This is a genomic window from Mesorhizobium hawassense (genome assembly GCF_003289945.1).
Taxonomy (GTDB): domain Bacteria; phylum Pseudomonadota; class Alphaproteobacteria; order Rhizobiales; family Rhizobiaceae; genus Mesorhizobium; species Mesorhizobium hawassense.
Window position 1 is genome coordinate 205,590 of sequence record NZ_QMBP01000012.1, and the last position, 14,977, is coordinate 220,566.

14 protein-coding genes and 3 pseudogenes are annotated in these 14,977 nt (G+C 62.9%); 9 read left to right on the forward strand and 8 right to left on the reverse strand.

Going from position 1 to position 14,977, the window contains the following annotated elements; all coding sequences use genetic code 11:
- Positions 1-74: 74 nt before the first annotated feature.
- Positions 75-188, forward strand: a pseudogene (locus tag DPM33_RS37805) (Mu transposase domain-containing protein); the annotation flags it as partial.
- A gap of 158 nt (positions 189-346) precedes the next feature.
- On the opposite strand, the gene DPM33_RS37810 reads toward DPM33_RS37805, so the two are convergent.
- Together DPM33_RS37810 and DPM33_RS23715 are read right to left on the reverse strand one after the other, a co-directional pair.
- The gene (locus DPM33_RS37810; RefSeq protein WP_167449192.1) at positions 347-646 is read right to left on the reverse strand and encodes a cation-transporting P-type ATPase; all 300 of its coding nucleotides are present in this window, start codon (positions 644-646) and stop codon (positions 347-349) included.
- 323 nt (positions 647-969) lie between these two features.
- Positions 970-2,757, reverse strand: a complete 1,788-nt coding sequence (locus DPM33_RS23715; RefSeq protein WP_112099852.1) for an adenylate/guanylate cyclase domain-containing protein — start codon at positions 2,755-2,757, stop codon at positions 970-972.
- Between the two features lie 575 nt (positions 2,758-3,332).
- On the opposite strand from DPM33_RS23715, the gene DPM33_RS23720 reads away from it, so the two are divergent.
- Positions 3,333-3,566, forward strand: a complete 234-nt coding sequence (locus DPM33_RS23720; RefSeq protein WP_041011524.1) for a hypothetical protein — start codon at positions 3,333-3,335, stop codon at positions 3,564-3,566.
- Positions 3,567-3,669: 103 nt separating this feature from the next.
- Here DPM33_RS23720 and DPM33_RS35920 read toward each other — a convergent pair whose 3' ends face one another.
- Positions 3,670-4,074 carry a hypothetical protein gene (locus DPM33_RS35920; RefSeq protein ID WP_167449193.1) on the reverse strand — a complete coding sequence of 135 codons (405 nt, stop codon included), beginning with the start codon at positions 4,072-4,074 and terminating at the stop codon, positions 3,670-3,672.
- A gap of 111 nt (positions 4,075-4,185) precedes the next feature.
- Here DPM33_RS35920 and DPM33_RS23725 point away from each other — a divergent pair, with 111 nt between their 5' ends.
- Positions 4,186-4,365 carry a hypothetical protein gene (locus DPM33_RS23725; RefSeq protein ID WP_112099824.1) on the forward strand — a complete coding sequence of 60 codons (180 nt, stop codon included), beginning with the start codon at positions 4,186-4,188 and terminating at the stop codon, positions 4,363-4,365.
- 259 nt (positions 4,366-4,624) lie between these two features.
- Positions 4,625-5,140, forward strand: coding sequence for a hypothetical protein (locus DPM33_RS23730; protein ID WP_112099825.1), 516 nt, complete (start codon positions 4,625-4,627; stop codon positions 5,138-5,140).
- A gap of 732 nt (positions 5,141-5,872) precedes the next feature.
- Here DPM33_RS23730 and DPM33_RS23740 read toward each other — a convergent pair.
- From DPM33_RS23740 to DPM33_RS23750, 3 genes and pseudogenes are all read right to left on the reverse strand, one after another.
- Positions 5,873-7,306 (reverse strand): aldehyde dehydrogenase family protein, encoded by a 1,434-nt coding sequence (locus DPM33_RS23740; RefSeq protein WP_112099827.1) that lies wholly within the window; start codon positions 7,304-7,306, stop codon positions 5,873-5,875.
- A gap of 164 nt (positions 7,307-7,470) precedes the next feature.
- Positions 7,471-7,853 (reverse strand): annotated as a pseudogene (locus tag DPM33_RS23745) (ACT domain-containing protein).
- A gap of 20 nt (positions 7,854-7,873) precedes the next feature.
- Positions 7,874-8,341, reverse strand: coding sequence for a GNAT family N-acetyltransferase (locus tag DPM33_RS23750; RefSeq protein WP_112099828.1), 468 nt, complete (start codon positions 8,339-8,341; stop codon positions 7,874-7,876).
- A 348-nt stretch (positions 8,342-8,689) separates the two neighbouring features.
- On the opposite strand from DPM33_RS23750, the gene DPM33_RS23755 reads away from it, so the two are divergent.
- A complete protein-coding gene (locus DPM33_RS23755) occupies positions 8,690-9,742 on the forward strand; it encodes a YeiH family protein (protein WP_425373568.1) in 1,053 nt (350 codons plus the stop codon).
- Between the two features lie 12 nt (positions 9,743-9,754).
- Here the strand turns inward: DPM33_RS23755 and DPM33_RS23760 are convergent, their stop codons facing one another.
- A complete protein-coding gene (locus tag DPM33_RS23760; protein ID WP_112099829.1) occupies positions 9,755-10,261 on the reverse strand; it encodes a GAF domain-containing protein in 507 nt (168 codons plus the stop codon).
- A gap of 189 nt (positions 10,262-10,450) precedes the next feature.
- Between DPM33_RS23760 and DPM33_RS23765 the strand changes: the two genes are divergently transcribed.
- The 4 genes from DPM33_RS23765 (at position 10,451) to DPM33_RS23780 (ending at position 14,518) form a co-directional block, all read left to right on the forward strand.
- Complete coding sequence (locus tag DPM33_RS23765) at positions 10,451-11,347, forward strand: GlxA family transcriptional regulator (protein WP_245442343.1); 897 nt, start codon at positions 10,451-10,453, stop codon at positions 11,345-11,347.
- 166 nt (positions 11,348-11,513) lie between these two features.
- Complete coding sequence (locus DPM33_RS23770; protein ID WP_112099831.1) at positions 11,514-12,812, forward strand: M24 family metallopeptidase; 1,299 nt, start codon at positions 11,514-11,516, stop codon at positions 12,810-12,812.
- A gap of 27 nt (positions 12,813-12,839) precedes the next feature.
- A complete protein-coding gene (locus tag DPM33_RS23775) occupies positions 12,840-13,517 on the forward strand; it encodes an isochorismatase family protein (protein ID WP_112099832.1) in 678 nt (225 codons plus the stop codon).
- A 5-nt stretch (positions 13,518-13,522) separates the two neighbouring features.
- Positions 13,523-14,518, forward strand: a complete 996-nt coding sequence (locus DPM33_RS23780; RefSeq protein WP_112099833.1) for an alpha/beta hydrolase — start codon at positions 13,523-13,525, stop codon at positions 14,516-14,518.
- Between the two features lie 205 nt (positions 14,519-14,723).
- Here the strand turns inward: DPM33_RS23780 and DPM33_RS23785 are convergent.
- Positions 14,724-14,977 (reverse strand): annotated as a pseudogene (locus DPM33_RS23785) (integrase); the annotation flags it as partial.

Consider the following 14,977-nt stretch of genomic DNA (forward strand, 5'->3'; position numbering starts at 1 on the left):
CACCGTGCGCCGCCTCGTTACGATAGAAGGTCGGAGACGCCCCGTGGCGCGATGGCTATAGTCGAGTATCGCGGCCCTTCGACGGCTTCCACACGGTGCCGACCTCGGTGTCGAAGACCTGTACGGTTCGCTTCGACACCAACAAATACTCGGTCCTGTCGACGGCCGTCGGCCGCCCGGTCGAGATCCTGCCTATGCCGACGGGATCGTCATCCGCCCGCTGATATAGACCTCATACGTGCCGCTGGCGCGCCGGACAAAACTGGGAAACTTCCGCCAGGGCGCATCGCGTCGGCCATCAGCTCCAAGGGGGTGAAGCGCCCTGCTATTGTCGCGAAAATGCCGCTCACCTTCGGTGCGCCTCCGTCGCCTCCAATTCCGGTCCACCCGGGAAGGGCAACGCACCCTGTCGGTGACCGGCTGAACAGGCATCCTCAATCAGGCCCCGGACTGTCGCTCGGCTCATCAGAACCAGTGGATTGCAAAACTGCCGCAACAGGACCGCCAGCTCGGCGAACGTGTTTGGCCCCTGGCGCGAAAGCCAGTTGCGCGCCTCGGTCGAAGTCAGCCCGGTGGGTCGAGAGCGGCATTCCTGCAGTACCTCGATAGCCGGTCGCGACCAGTAGGGCTCGCCACGCCGTGCCACGTTGGGAAGGCTGAGTTCTCGATCATCACGGTTTGATAGCGAAGAAGGCCACGAGCCCCCTTGATCGACATCAAGGCTGGGAGAATTTACGATCCGAGCTGAAACAGGCTGCGCGATAGATGCGCTGGAGAGTTCGGAGCGTTGCGTGAACCGGGCTCGGGGTCTAACCGATCACGAAGTGGCCGAGGGCGACCTCATCCTGGCACCGGCCTTGTGCCAGGACGGACGTGGCTCCCTTTGTGCGAACGCCATATTTGAAGCTCGGGAAGTAGAGCCGAGACGATGCCCTTCAGCAAGACAGCCAGCTCGATGCCAATTTGCATCTAACTCGGGAGGCCAACCTTGCTAAGGCCCTCGGACAGATGGTCAACGTCGGCCTGATCGCGGAAGGGGAGCCGTCCGACATGCTCGGCAAATGAGTATTTCGGATTGATCTCCATCAGTTCGCGCCAGACCCGGCCGGCTTCCTCGGCCTCGCCCAAATGGCCGAGCGCAACAGCAAGAAAAGCGCGAGAGAGGTCTGTGTTCGGGGCGAGCCGGATACGCTCCCTGAACAGCGCCGAGGCAGCTTCGAATTTGCCGGCGACAAGATAGGCAGAGCCGAGAAAGTGGATGTATAGCTGCCTCAACGCGGGATCGAGCCGGATGGCTTGTTCGATATGGGGAATAGCCGCGAGGGGCTGGCCGCCATAGATGTTGACGATGCCGCGCGAGTTGTGTGCCTGAGCGTAGTTCGGATTGAGATTAAGCGCCGCGTCCGCTTCAGCCGCGGATCGGTCGAGATCCTTGTTCCACAAGTAAAAGACCGAGGCGACGTAGTGCACGAAGGCAACCTGCGGGCTCTTCTGCAAGGCCAAGTCGACATGGCGCTCGGCCTTTTCAAGCGACTCGCTCCAGCCATCCGTCCAATGGAACTGCCAGTTGAGCACCTCGGCCATTGCGAGCCCGGCATAGGGTTCGCCATAGTTCGAATCCTGGGCGATCGCTTGCGCGAATAGGTCGGTCGAGCGCTCGAACACGCCACGGTTCCTGATGGTCCCCCATAGCGCCTCGCGCCCGAGCAGGAAAAAGTCGTGTGCCTTGCTGGTCGTTTTGACAGCACCAAGCATCGCGGCTTCGCTCGGGCTCAATTCGATCATCAGCGCGTCAACGATCCGCCGGGTGACCTCATCCTGGACCGCGAAGACGTCGCTCAGTTCGCGATCGAAGCGGTCGGCCCACAGGTGTCCGCCGGTTTCCGCATCGATCAGCTGAGCGGTAATCCTTACCCGGTTGCCGGCGCGGCGGATGCTCCCTTCAAGCACCGAGCGGACACCGAGCTCACGGGCCACCTGCCGCACGTCGACAGCCTTGCCCTTATAGGCGAAGCTCGAATTGCGCGCGATCACCAGCAGGCCGCTGACTTTAGAGAGGTCGGTGATCACATCCTCGGTTATCCCGTCGGCGAAATATTCCTGATCAGGATCGCCGCTCATGTTCTGAAACGCCAACACGGCAATTGAAGGCTTGTCGGGCAGCGCGAGCTGTGGCGAAGGCCTCTCCGGCACAGCGGCTTCCGCGGCTGCCGCCGGCTTCGCCTGAGCGGGGACTCCGACTTGCAGCGAATAAACTCGGACCGGATCGGCGATGTTCTTGAGTTGCACCGCGCCACGATCGTTGATTGCGAGATCGAGCCTTGCCTTGACCTGCCAGTACGCTTGCTCGGAGAGACAGATGCTGCCAGGCTCGCAAATGCCTTCGAGCCGCGCGGCGATATTGACGCCGTCGCCCATCAGATCGCCGTCGCGCTCCTCCACGACATCGCCCAGATGGATGCCGATGCGAAAGTCGATGCGGCGGTCGGGCGGCAGCCCGGCATTGCGCTCAACCATGCCATTTTGCACCTCGATGGCGCAGCGCACCGCGTCCACGACGCTACGGAACTCGACAAGGGCTCCGTCCCCGGTGCGCTTGACCACGCGACCATGATGCACGGCAATCGTCGGATCAATCAGATCGCTGCGGAGCGCCCGCAGCCGCGCTAGGATGCGATCCTCATCCGCGCCGGCGAGCCGGCTGTAGCCGACCACATCCGAGACCAGGATCGCTGCTATTTTCCGGGTCTCACTCACGTCGTGCTCCTTCATCCGGCCAACTGCAGCCAGATCGCGCCGTCCTTCTCAACATAGAGCCATTGAGCACAGGGAAGATAGCCCCGAGTCATTGGTCAGATGGTCCGCATAGGTTCGACCCGAGTCGTTCGAAATAGCTCGGCGAAGCGCAAGACCTGGCGCAATTAAGACGTCCAGTCCTGTGGCTAGCCGCGTCCCCTTTCAGGCCGCGTCTAAGCAAATCTCCAGGCGCAAAGCTGCCGTCTCCACTCGATGCATGTCAAATTGACCAAAACCCGCATCTACTGCCCCGCTTTGTCCATAAGCCCGCGCAAATCGGGCTGAGGCGCGGCCCAGAAAGTTCGAAAAGCTTCCAGGTTCCCCAGCCAAAGTTTTCCGGTCCGTTCTCAAACTCAAACCGTGAGCTCATCGGAACAGGACATCCCCATTGGCTAAACCCCTGCTGATCCGCCATCTATATTAGCAATCAACCATATATTAACAGCTGCGGCGCAGCCTGCTCGAATCGGGAGTATCCCCGATCGACGATCCGGCGCTCTGTGTGCCGAGACGCTCGACCGATGCGGAGCAAACGCATGAGTGTCGAAACAGCATTGGCGCAGATATTGCGCATGATCCATCGCCGCGCCCTGAATTTGGCGACGATGCCGGACGATGAGAGAGATCCATACTACGACAGCATCCGCCGGTCATGCTGCGGCGCGGCCGAGCATATCGGGCAGTCCCCCGACAACGCGGCCATCACGGCAAACAGCATGGTCGAATTTACCCGGGCGATGGTCGGCATCATCGAGGCGGGGCGCGGGTAAACCGCGGACGCCGACACGCTCGCGACGAATTTGGAAGTGCCGAGAAGCGCGGTGCCGGCGCATTGCCCGAAGCCCGGCGGCGATGGTTGCCACCGGTCAAAGATCAAAACTTCCAGGCGATCGTCATCTCAGGCCGCCCCAAGTGTTCGACGACAGATGCCTGGCTGTCGGCATCACCGGCCAGCAAACATCCATCTGAGTGTCGGACGGCAGCCCGTTCGGCATCCGCGCCGTCCTGCGGCCGTCCTGCGCGTATTTCAAGGCCATGCCCATGCGATTCAACGTCTTCAAAAGCGACATAGACCTTATCCTGTTCGCCAAGGCTATGACGGAGACAATCCCCGCCGCCTTCATTGTGGCGGTCTAAATGGTCGATGACTGTTTCCGTCGCATTGCACGCAAACATGAGGCCCGTAACGAGAACGACTGCCTCTGAAACATCTGCATGCAAATGAGTTGATCGTTGCATGCAAGGCGTCAGGCCTTCCTGGCTTACCGGCGGATGCATAGTTGCCGTTTCGAAACAAAAGCGCGCTCAAGCGCCATCAAATCGAAACCCAGCTGCGGGAAAACCGCCATCGACCGGCACGACCGGAATTCAAACGAAGGAAAAGACGAAATGTCCAAGATCGTTCGCAATGCAATTCTCGCCGTTGTTGCCGTCGCCGGCCTGGCGAGCTCGGCTTATGCTCAGCAGGCAACCATCAATTCGTGCAGCAACCATGACGATTACTATGGCATGTGCCTCGGCGCCGCGAACAATGGCGGTCACCACGAGAGCCGCGGCGATCGCCGTTAATCGGCACGTCGCGCTGGAAAGAGCCTCGCCGGCATATCGCCGGCGGGGCCTTTTTGCGTTTCGAAAGGGGTAACGGTTTCTGCTCGCCCGTGGCATTCTTCCCAACGAGCGGTGCCGCACACCAGGAGCCCAGTCCCTTTGTCGGCTGGTCCCTCGGCAATCTGATCCAAACCGGCATTTCAGCAATTTTTCCCAAGCTTTGAAACCCGTAGCGCTGCAACGGTTCTGTTCGCGTTTGCGTTGTCCTTGGGAGAAAATCATGCCGATCGCAATGCCCCCGTTTCTTGCCGCTCTCGGGTCCGAAGGCCCTTCGGCCGACATGGCCAAAGACATGGGCCTTTACGGATGGCTGGTCGGAAGCTGGGACATGGACACGGTCCACCATCTCGACGACGGCACGATCCAGAAATGGGATGGCGAATGCCACTTCGGCTGGGTGCTCGAAGGCCGCGCCATACAGGACCTCTGGATCAGGCCGAGGCGCCCTGCCCCATCCATCATGTACGGCACGACCTTGCGCGTCTTCGATCCCGGGGTCGGTGGTTGGCACATCATCTGGAGCGATCCGCTCAACCAGGATTATTCGCGCCAGATCGGGCGCGCCGAGGGCAAGGATATCGTCCAGATCGGCGAGGACTCGCGCGGCCTGCAAACGCGATGGCGCTTCACCGGCATCACCGCCGACAGCTTTCATTGGTTCGGCGAGGAAAGAGCCGCCGAGAGCGACCCCTGGCGCATTACCTATGAGCATTTCGCGCGGCGGATAAATTCCTGAAGCGCTGCAGGCCTGAAGGCGCCGTCGGGGTATCATGACGCATTTTATTAGCATTAACTAATCGTAGACCGCGCTGTCCTATTCTGGAACAGCGCGGTCTACTGCCACACAATGACCGTGCAGGCGGCTCTAGCCCACGCAACCCCGCACCCAGCTGGAGCCGCCACCTTCACAATACCCGGCGGGGTTGAATTAACCCTTACCAAGCATACTTTCTGATGCGTTTCCCGGAAAATTAGCTTTGCGAACAAACGCTTGATCGGCTGGCCACGGCGTTGACCGCAAGCCTCGCCCTGGTCGGACATCCGTAGCCAGGAAACACTCTCGTTACAATACGGTTGCTCGGCGGTCGCAAAACAGAAACACTGCTACTTTAGCGTGCTCTCGGTGGTGCATTAGGGGCGTGTGGCAAATGTCGATCCCTCAAAGCCTGAATGACGCGGATCTCAGATTCGAATGTCCGAGGTGCCAGCATCCGATTGTCCGGAAGGGCTCCTGGTTCAAGTCCGTGGCCACATTCAAATGCGCGGGCTGCCAGACGGCACTGCGGCTCGGATATCCGGCCAAGCTCCGATTGTTCGAGAAACACAAGCAGTCGACCAGCCCTGATCGCATCAGCCAGGCCCGATAGATCGCGTCATCTCACCCGGTTTCGACCGGCTTTCAAAAAAAAGAGCGCGGCCGAAGCAGCGCTCTTTTCAGTTCCGACGATTGCTGGCTGAACAGTGAACCCTATTCAGCAGCCTCATATCCCGCGATGCCCTTGATCTCGAGGAAATCCTCCAGACCGTATTCGGCATATTCGCGACCGTTGCCGGACTGCTTGTAGCCGCCGAAGGGCAGGCCCGCGTCCCAGGTCGGGTAGTTGATGTAGACATTGCCGGAGCGCATGCGGGCAGCAACCTGGCGCGCCTTCTCGATGTCCTTGGCCTGGATGTAGGAAGCAAGGCCGAAGACGGTGTCGTTGGCCTGCTCGACCGCCTGCTCGACCGTGTCATAGGGCATGATCGACAGCACCGGCCCAAATATCTCTTCGGTGGCGATGCGCATGTCGTGCGTGACGTTGGCGAAGACGGTGGGGCGCACATAATAGCCGCGATTGAGCTCGGCCGGACGGCCGGGGCCGCCGGTTACGAGGGTCGCGCCCTCGTCGATGCCGCTCTGGATCAGCCCCTGGATCTTGTCGAATTGAAGCTGGCTGACCACCGGGCCGAGCTTGGAGCCTGGCGCATCGGCCGGTCCGACGGTGAATTTTTCCGCCGCCGTCTTGGCATAGCCGGCGGCCTCGTCGTGACGGTCGCGCGGCACGAACATGCGGGTCGGCGCATTGCAGGACTGGCCGCTGTTGCCGAAGCAGCCGGCGACGCCCTTGGTGACGGCCCTTTGGAGATCGACATCGGGGAACAGGATGTTGGCCGACTTGCCGCCGAGCTCCTGATGCACGCGCTTGACCGTATCGGCGGCCGCCTTGGCGACCAGGATGCCGGCGCGGGTCGAGCCGGTGAAGGACATCATGTCGATGTCCGGATGGCTGGCCAGAGCTTGGCCGACGGTCGGGCCGTCGCCGTTGACGAGGTTGAAGACGCCCTTCGGCACGCCGGCCTCGTCGATGATCTCGGCGAAGATGATGGCATCGAGCGGCGCGATCTCGGACGGCTTCAGGACCATGGTGCAGCCGGCGGCAAGCGCCGGGCCGACCTTGCAGGTGATCTGGTTCAGCGGCCAGTTCCACGGCGTGATCAGGCCGACGACGCCGATCGGCTCCTTGACGATGAGCGAGGAGCCTTTGACATGGCGGAACTGAAAACTCTTCAGCACCTCGGCCATCTTCTCCAGATGCGCCTGGCCGACGCCGACCTGGCTGTCCAGTGCCATCTGGCGCGGCGCGCCCATCTCGCGCGAGACGGCGAGCGCGAGGTCCTTGCTGCGCTTCTTGTAGATTTCGATGACGCGGTTGAGGATGTCGAGGCGCTCCTCGACCGAAGTGAAGCCGAACGTGTTGAAAGCGCGCTTGGCGGCGGCCACCGCCTTGTCGACGTCAGCCTTGCCGCCCAGCGAGACCTGCGCGAAGGCGTCCTCATTGGAAGGATCGATGACGTCGAAATTGTTCGGCACCACGGGATCGACCCAGGCGCCGTCAATATAGAACTGCAGATTGTGGGACATGGATTTCCTCCTCGGCCAGCCGTGGTGCTCGATTGTAGTGGATTTGGGTCGTCGTATACCGCCAGAGATAACGATGCCGCAAGCGCCCTGTCAAACGCAAGCGCGGGCGATTGAGCCACCCCTCCGTTAGGCCCGACATATCGGCTCAAGTCGGTTGGGATGGACTACAGCAGCGTATGTCCAGCCTTGCCCAGCAGCCGTGCAGCCGCATCCCGATCGGCGGCCTTCACCAGCAGGTGGTCGCCGTCGAAGGTGGACACCACGAAGATGCCCAGCCCGTTCTCCGACAACGGCCGGATGACGGACAACACGATGCCGGTTTCGCCAAAGGCAAAAGCCCCTCGAATTTGAAGGCGACCCAGTCGCCATCCTGCCTGACGATATCCGGAACGCGATCCTGCAGACACGTGATCGAGAGTTCATCCTCGGTTCTGGTGATGCTGACGAACCCTGGTCCATCCGCCCAATCGGGAATGCCATGTCCGGCTTCCAGCCGTGAAATCGCGTAGAAGCCGGACAGTTGCTTCAGCCTGATCCCGGCAGCCATTGCCGGGCTGCGATCGGCGGTCATCCGGCGATCCTCTTGCTCATATAGACGGTGGTGCCATTCATGAACGGCTCTTCCCGGTCGACCGTATAACCCTGTTTTCGATAGATCGACACATTCGCTTCGAAGGCGCCGTTGGTCAGCAGGCGAAGCTCATCGCGCCCGGCCTCGCGCGCCCTGGCCTCCGCCCGTTCGAGCAATAGCCGGCCGATTCCCCTGCCCTGCGCGTCCGGCGCGACGCAGACATTCTCGATCCAGAGGTGGTCGGCTGCGAGCATCGTCTCGAGCATGCCGACAATGCGATCCTGCGCGATGGCGAGGTCGAATGGATGCTCGGCGACGGCCTTGTCATAGTCGGCACGCATCGGCAGCGGCTCGCGGCCGATCACCGGCACCCATTTGGTATAGGCGGCGCGCACGATGTCGCGGATGGCAACGGCATCCGCCGCCTCGGCCGGCCGAAACCGGATGGAAGAAGTGGTGGTCATTACACGGCTCCAGATATGAAAAACCCCGCCGGCTGAAGTCGCGGGCGAGGCAGGAAACGAACGAACCGGATCTGTCGCGCCAGGTTTTATCGTCGCGCAATCAGCCTGCCGCTTCGCACTCGGCGAAGGCGGCGTCGCTTGGCATTGGCGGGTGCGGCAGTAGACATCCCGGCAAGCTGAGGCAGGAGCCGGCAAGCGTCAAGACTCGGCCGGAGCCGGTCGTTGGGCCACCCATTGGGCGGTTCCGCTCAATCGTTCGCAAAAATCGATCATTATAACTCGCATAATTCGTTGGAAAGATTGGTTCTGGAATGGCATTTCGGGGGCGAGAGTGCCCGGAGAATTCAATTGTCTTTCCTGCCCGCCACCGCGAACGATCTTCCAAACGACCTCAATCCGGCCGGCAACAGCCCGGCTCTCGCGCCGGTCTGGTCCGGCATCGTGCCGGGGTTAGTGCTGGTGGCGATGATAACCACCGTCGCCTATTCGATGCGCAATCTCTCGGGCCTGACCCTGTTCAGTCCGATGATCCTCGCGGTCGTCGCCGGCATGGTCTATTCCAACGTGCTTGGCCTTCCCGCGCACGCCAAGGCCGGCATCGCCTTCTCGCAAAAGCGCCTGCTGCGCTTCGCCATCGTGCTGCTCGGCTTCCAGCTGACGCTCGGCCAGGTCGCGGGCATCGGCCTCGGCGGCGTCGGCATCGTCGCCGCCACGCTGGGTGCCACCTTCCTGTTCACGGTCACGCTCGGCCGGCTGCTCGGCGTCGACGCCAAGCTGGCGCGGCTGATTGCCGCCGGCTCCTCGATCTGCGGCGCCTCGGCCATCGTCGCCACCAACATCGTCACCGAAGCGCACGACGAGGACGTCACCTATGCGGTTGCCGCGATCACGCTGTTCGGCACCATCGCTATGCTCGGCTTCCCGCTGCTGGCGCCAGTCTTCGGGCTCGACCAGCACGCTTTCGGCCTTTGGGCCGGCGCCTCCATCCACGAGGTGGCGCAGGTGATCGGCGCCGGTTTCCAGAATGGCACGCAGGCCGGCGAGACCGCCACGGTCGCCAAGCTGACCCGCGTCGCGATGCTGGCGCCGATGGTCATCGCGCTCGGCCTGATGGCGCGCCGCGGCAGCACTGAGGCTTCCAGCGCCAAGCCGCCGATGCCCTGGTTCGTCGTCGCTTTCGTCGCGGTCGTGGCCCTGAACAGTCTGGTCGCGGTCCCAACGCAGGTCCATTCAGCGATCGCCTTGGCCGCCCAGGTCATGCTGACCATGGGGCTCGCCGCCATGGGCCTTCAGGCCGACATTTCCCAGTTGCGCTCGCGCGGCTTGCGCCCGCTGATGCTGGCCTTCTCGGCCTTCATCTTCATCGCGGGCTTCAGTCTGACGCTGGTGAAGTTTGCCTGAGGTTCCGGCGACCTAGTCGTCATCCTCCTCGAACGAGCTGGCCGCGACATAGATCGCGGCGAGCTTCTCGATGCCGGCCTGGTCTTCCTTGTCGAAGCGGCCGGGCAGCGGGCTGTCGAGGTCGAGCACGCCGAACGCGCCTTCGGCGTCGCGCAACAGCACCACCAGCTCCGAACGCGAGTCGGCATCGCAGGCGATGTGGCCGGGAAATTCGTGCACGTCCTTGACCAGCATCGACATGTCGAGCTCGATGGCGGCGCCGCAGACGCCCTTGCCGACGGCGATGCGAACGCAGGCCGGCTTGCCCTGGAACGGCCCTAGCACCAGCTCGTCGTCGGAAGCGAGGAAATAGAAGCCGGCCCAGTTGAGGTCGGGCACCATCTGGTAGATCAGCGCCGCCGTATTGGCGGCATTGGCGATGGAATCGCCCTCGCCTTCCAGCAACGCCTTCAGCTGCGTCGCCAGCTCGTTGTAGAAGGCCTGCTTGTTGCTCGTGTCTATGGCGGTTGCCGCAAACATCGTGTCGTCTCTCCGTTGCAAGGGCGCTGACGCGCCCGGTAGAGTCCCGCTCTCTCTGCCATCAATGCAGCGCCCGGGAAATACACAATCGTGAGTGCCGCCCAAGCCAGCCGAAAACGCGACCGCGCCCAGCCGGGGGCAGGCGAAGCGCCCCTCACCTTCGCCGTTCTGGTGTTCCCCGGCTTTCCGATGATGGCGTTTTCGTCCGTCATCGAGCCGCTGCGCGCCGCCAACGTGCTTGCCGGGCGCGAATGCTACCGCTGGGTGATCGTCGGCGCCGACCGAGGCACGGTCGAGGCCTCCAACGGCGTCGTCATCCAGCCGGGCTTTTCAGCCTCCGACGCGCCGAAGGTCGACCGCATCGTAGTGTGCTCCGGCGGCGATGCCGACCATGTCATTGCCGACGACGCGATGAGCTGGATCAGGAAAAGCCTGCGCGGCGGCGCGCATATCGGCGCGGTCGCGGACGCCGCCTTCTTCCTCGCCCGCGCCGGGCTGCTCGACGGCCATGCCTGCACCCTGCACTGGACCAGCCAGGCCGCTTTCACCGAAGCCTTTCCCGATATCGAGCTTCGGCGCGATCTCTTCGTCATCGACCGCAAGCGCTTCACCTCTGCCGGCGGCGTCGGCAGCCTCGACATGATGCTGGAGATCATCACGCGCGATTGTGGCGCCGAGATCGCGGCGGGGGTCGCGGAATGGTTCGTGCACAGCCCGTTGAGGTCGAGCGTCGACCGCAAGCTGATGCCGCTCAGGCTGCGCACCGGCGTGCAGAACGAGCTGGTGCTGTCGGCCATCGCCATCATGGAGGACGCGGTGGAGGAAAGGCTTGGCATGGCGGAGCTGGCCGAGCGGCTGGGGGTGTCGTCGGACAAGCTGGAGCGCAATTTCCGGGCGGAACTCGATATCTCGCCGAACGGCTATTACCGGAGGCTCAGGCTGAAACGCGCCGCCGATCTTTTGGCGCATTCGACGCTGATGGTGCGCGATGTGGCCTTGGCCTGCGGGTTTGCCTCGATGTCGAGTTTCTCGCGCGCTTTTCGCGAAGAGCATGGGCACGCGCCGAAGGCGGGGAGAAGACATTAGGAACGCGCTGGCCCGGTGAGACGCCGGCAGGACAGAGGGGCGCGAAGGATCGCGGCACCTGTCGTTTCCCCCCCGTCACGCCTGCGGCACCCAGCATAACATCTGCGGAATTCCGCACAGCGATCTTCGAGCGCCCCGCTATGTTCGCGAGAACAGGAGGCCCCGCATGAGCATCGTCGTATTCGACCCCGACAGCACCGAGGATGTGGACTTCAAGGACCGCATGCGCCACCCGGCGGCCGCCGATCCCGCCGGCGGCATGTGGCTGTCCGACACCGAGCCCTCCTTCATCGATGCCGACGCGCTGCGCAAGGGCAGGCTGGCAAAACTGCGCGGTTGGATGCGCGAGGCGGGCTATGGCGGCGTCGTGCTGTTCGATCCCTATAACCAGCGTTACGCCACCGGCTCGCGCAATATGTTCGGCTATTTCCTGCGCAACTCGACACGCTATTTCTTCATCCCGACCGACGGGCCGATCGTGCTGTTCGAATATCCGCAGAGCTACCATGTCTCGATGGTGCTCGACACGATCGATGAGGCGCGGCCGTCCAAGCTGGTCTGGTCGTCGGTCTCGGGTCGCGACGATGAGACCGCCGGCCCCTTCGCCGACGAGATCGCCGAGCTTCTGAAGAAGCATGGCGGCGGCTCGATGAAGCTTGGCCTAGACCGCTGCAGCCATCTGCAGGCGCTGGCGCTGGAAAAACGCGGCTGCGAGGTTCGCGATTGCCAAGGGGAGATCCTCGCTGTGCGCGCGGTGAAGACGCCCGAGGAAGTGAAATGCCTGCTGGCATCAATGGCGGGCGCCGAAGCCGCGGTGGCGGCGGTGCGCGAGGCGATCAAGCCCGGCGTTTCCGAGAACGACCTCTTCGCCATCATGTATGGCGAGGTCATCCGCCAGGGCGGCGAGTTCATCGAGACCCGCCTGCTCACCTCGGGACAGCGCACCAATCCGTGGTTCAACGAAGCGAGCGGCCGCAAGATCCGGCCGGGTGAATTGCTGGCGCTCGATACCGACACTATCGGCTGCTACGGCTATTATTCCGACTTCTCGCGCACCTTCCGCTGCGGACCCGGCAAGCCGACGCCCTACCAGAAGTCGCTCTACCGCATGGCTTATGACCAGGTGCAGCACAATATCGGCATCGTGAAGCCAGGCATGGCGTTCCGCGAGGTCGCCGAGAAGGCGTGGAAGATCCCCGACCGCTTCGTCGACCAGCGCTACACATCGGTGATGCACGGCGTCGGCATGCATGGCGAGACGCCTTTCATCGCGCATGCGATGGATTACGAGACCTATGGCCGCGACGGCATGATCGTGCCCGGCATGGTGGTCAGCGTCGAAAGCTATATCGGCGAGAAGGGCGGCCGCGAAGGCGTCAAGCTGGAGGATGAGATCCTGATCACCGAGACGGGAACCGAGTTGCTCTCGCGCTTCCCTTATGAGGATGAGTTTCTTGACAAGTAGCGCCTACGCATCGACAGCAAGACCCGCATGAAAACGCCCATCTCCATCCGGCGCGGCTCAGTGGCCGCAGTGTTCATCGATCTCCAGGAGGAGCATCGCAAGGACAAACGCTATCTGGTCGAGGGGTTTGGCGACATCCTCGCCAACGTCCAGCGCCTGCAGGAGGCAGCGCGGCGCAATTTCGTGCCGCTCCACCACTGGGCCTATATCGTCGACCTCGCCGCGGCGCGGCCGTTCCACCCCGTGGACGACAGCGGCAAGTCGGCCTTCTCCGACAAGGACGATCCGCTGACGGCGATCTGCCATGAAGTCGGCCCGAAGGACGGTGAAACCATGCTGGTCAAGCAGGAAGCCAGCGCCTTCGGCAAGAACGATTTCGCCGACAAGCTCAAGGCTTCCGCTATCGAATGGCTGGTGGTCGCCGGCGTGTGGACCGAGGCCTGCATCGACGCCACGGTGAAGGACGCGGTGGCTCGCGGTTTTCGCGTGCTTTTGGTCAAGGACGCCTGCGGCAGCGCGAGCGCGGCCATGCACCAGACCGGCATCCTCAACCTCGCCAACCGGCTCTATGGCGGCGCCGTCACCAACACGCTCGATGCCTGCCGGCTGATGGCCGGCGATACGGTCGCTGTCTGGCAGGTCGAGGGCTCGGTGCCGCTGCGCTTCACTTTCGAGAATGCGGCGCGGCTTTACGCAGAGCTCTGACGGCAATGGCCGGCAACCCAACCGATCCGACGAGCCGCGGCGGATATGCCGATCGGCTCGACCAGGAGCTTTGGGACTATATCGACAAGGTCAACAGCTGGTACCCGCCCGAGATCGTGGCAGCACCCATCGCGAAGCAGCGCACGGTTTATGACCGGATGTGCGTGGCATTTCAGCAAGGCCGCCCGGACGGTGTGACGACCAGCGATGGCGTCGTCGCCACCGCTGCGCATGCGATCCCGGTCCGCCGCTACCGCACGGCGGGCAAGGCGGCAGCGGCGGTCGTCGTCTACTATCACGGCGGCGGCTTCGTCCTCGGCAACCTCGACAGCCATGACGACATCTGCGCGGAAATCTGCGCCGGCACCGGATTCGAGGTGATCTCGGCAGACTACCGGCTGGCGCCGGAACACCTGCACCCCGCTTCGTTCGACGATGCGCTGGCCGTGTTCGAATGGGCCTCGGCGACCAGCACGCTGCCGATCGTGCTTTGCGGCGAAAGCGCCGGCGGCAATCTGGCCGCGGCGGTGGCGCAGGCGACACGGCAACATGCGCGGCATGCCGTTGGCCAGATGCTGATCTATCCCGGCCTGGGCGGTGACGAAAGCGGCCGCTCCTATGTCGAGCACGCCGAGGCACCGCTGCTGACGCTCGCCGATATCGAGTTCTACCGGCGTGTCCGATCCGCGCCTGGTCAGTCGCTCGATGATCCGACCTTCTCGCCGCTCAGGGATCGCGATTTCTCCGGCCTGCCGCCGACAGTCATCGTTACCGCCGAGTGCGATCCGCTGTCGTCGGATGGCGAGGCTTATCGCGACCGCGTCCTCGCTGCGGGTGGACAGGCGGTGTGGCGCGAGGAAAAGCGGCTGGTGCACAGTTTTCTGCGGGCACGTTCCACGGTGCCAAGTGCGGCGGCGGCGTTTCAGCGGATAATCGGCGACATCGCCAGGCTGGGCACTATCTCCCCTTCGGTGGGGGAGAAAGCGATTTCAACATCTTAGCCGAAGGCTAAGTGTTAGAAATCGCAAGAGAGGGGGCACCGCGCCAGCCTCCGAGAAAAGAGCGCTGTTCCCGCAAAACGTGGACGTCCGTGCCCTATGAAATCCCCTCTCTTGGATTTTCTACGACTTAGCCTCCGCAAGAGCTCCGGCTAAGACCGTGATGTCCAGCCGATAGATGGGTAACACTTTGAACCGGATACATGGGTTACAGTTTTCTCCCTGAGTTGCTGTCCGCCGCAGCGCCATCTGGTCGGGGTTGGATGGGGCTGCGGCGGACCAGTTTCTTGTGCCGGCCGTCGATGAAGCCGAGCGGGTGGGCATAGAAGTGGAGCGCCCATTGCCCTGTCTCGGTCTCGGTCGCGGCAACCGCTTCGCCGGCCAGCGTCTTCGACACGTAGATGAAGCCGCCGTTCCACTTGATCTCGCCATTTTGCCGGACGCTGCGCACCGCAGCCTCGG

Bases quoted from the DNA above. Each gene is read 5' to 3' on its own strand.
- DPM33_RS23740 (WP_112099827.1), bottom strand. From the start codon at position 7,306: ATGTCCCACAATCTGCAGTTCTATATTGACGGCGCCTGGGTCGATCCC.
- DPM33_RS23775 (WP_112099832.1), top strand. From the start codon at position 12,840: ATGAAAACGCCCATCTCCATCCGGCGCGGCTCAGTGGCCGCAGTGTTC.
- DPM33_RS23770 (WP_112099831.1), top strand. From the start codon at position 11,514: ATGAGCATCGTCGTATTCGACCCCGACAGCACCGAGGATGTGGACTTC.
- DPM33_RS23720 (WP_041011524.1), top strand. From the start codon at position 3,333: ATGAGTGTCGAAACAGCATTGGCGCAGATATTGCGCATGATCCATCGC.
- DPM33_RS23730 (WP_112099825.1), top strand. From the start codon at position 4,625: ATGCCGATCGCAATGCCCCCGTTTCTTGCCGCTCTCGGGTCCGAAGGC.
- DPM33_RS23725 (WP_112099824.1), top strand. From the start codon at position 4,186: ATGTCCAAGATCGTTCGCAATGCAATTCTCGCCGTTGTTGCCGTCGCC.
- DPM33_RS35920 (WP_167449193.1), bottom strand. From the start codon at position 4,074: ATGCATCCGCCGGTAAGCCAGGAAGGCCTGACGCCTTGCATGCAACGA.
- DPM33_RS23760 (WP_112099829.1), bottom strand. From the start codon at position 10,261: ATGTTTGCGGCAACCGCCATAGACACGAGCAACAAGCAGGCCTTCTAC.
- DPM33_RS23750 (WP_112099828.1), bottom strand. From the start codon at position 8,341: ATGACCACCACTTCTTCCATCCGGTTTCGGCCGGCCGAGGCGGCGGAT.
- DPM33_RS23780 (WP_112099833.1), top strand. From the start codon at position 13,523: ATGGCCGGCAACCCAACCGATCCGACGAGCCGCGGCGGATATGCCGAT.
- DPM33_RS23765 (WP_245442343.1), top strand. From the start codon at position 10,451: ATGATGGCGTTTTCGTCCGTCATCGAGCCGCTGCGCGCCGCCAACGTG.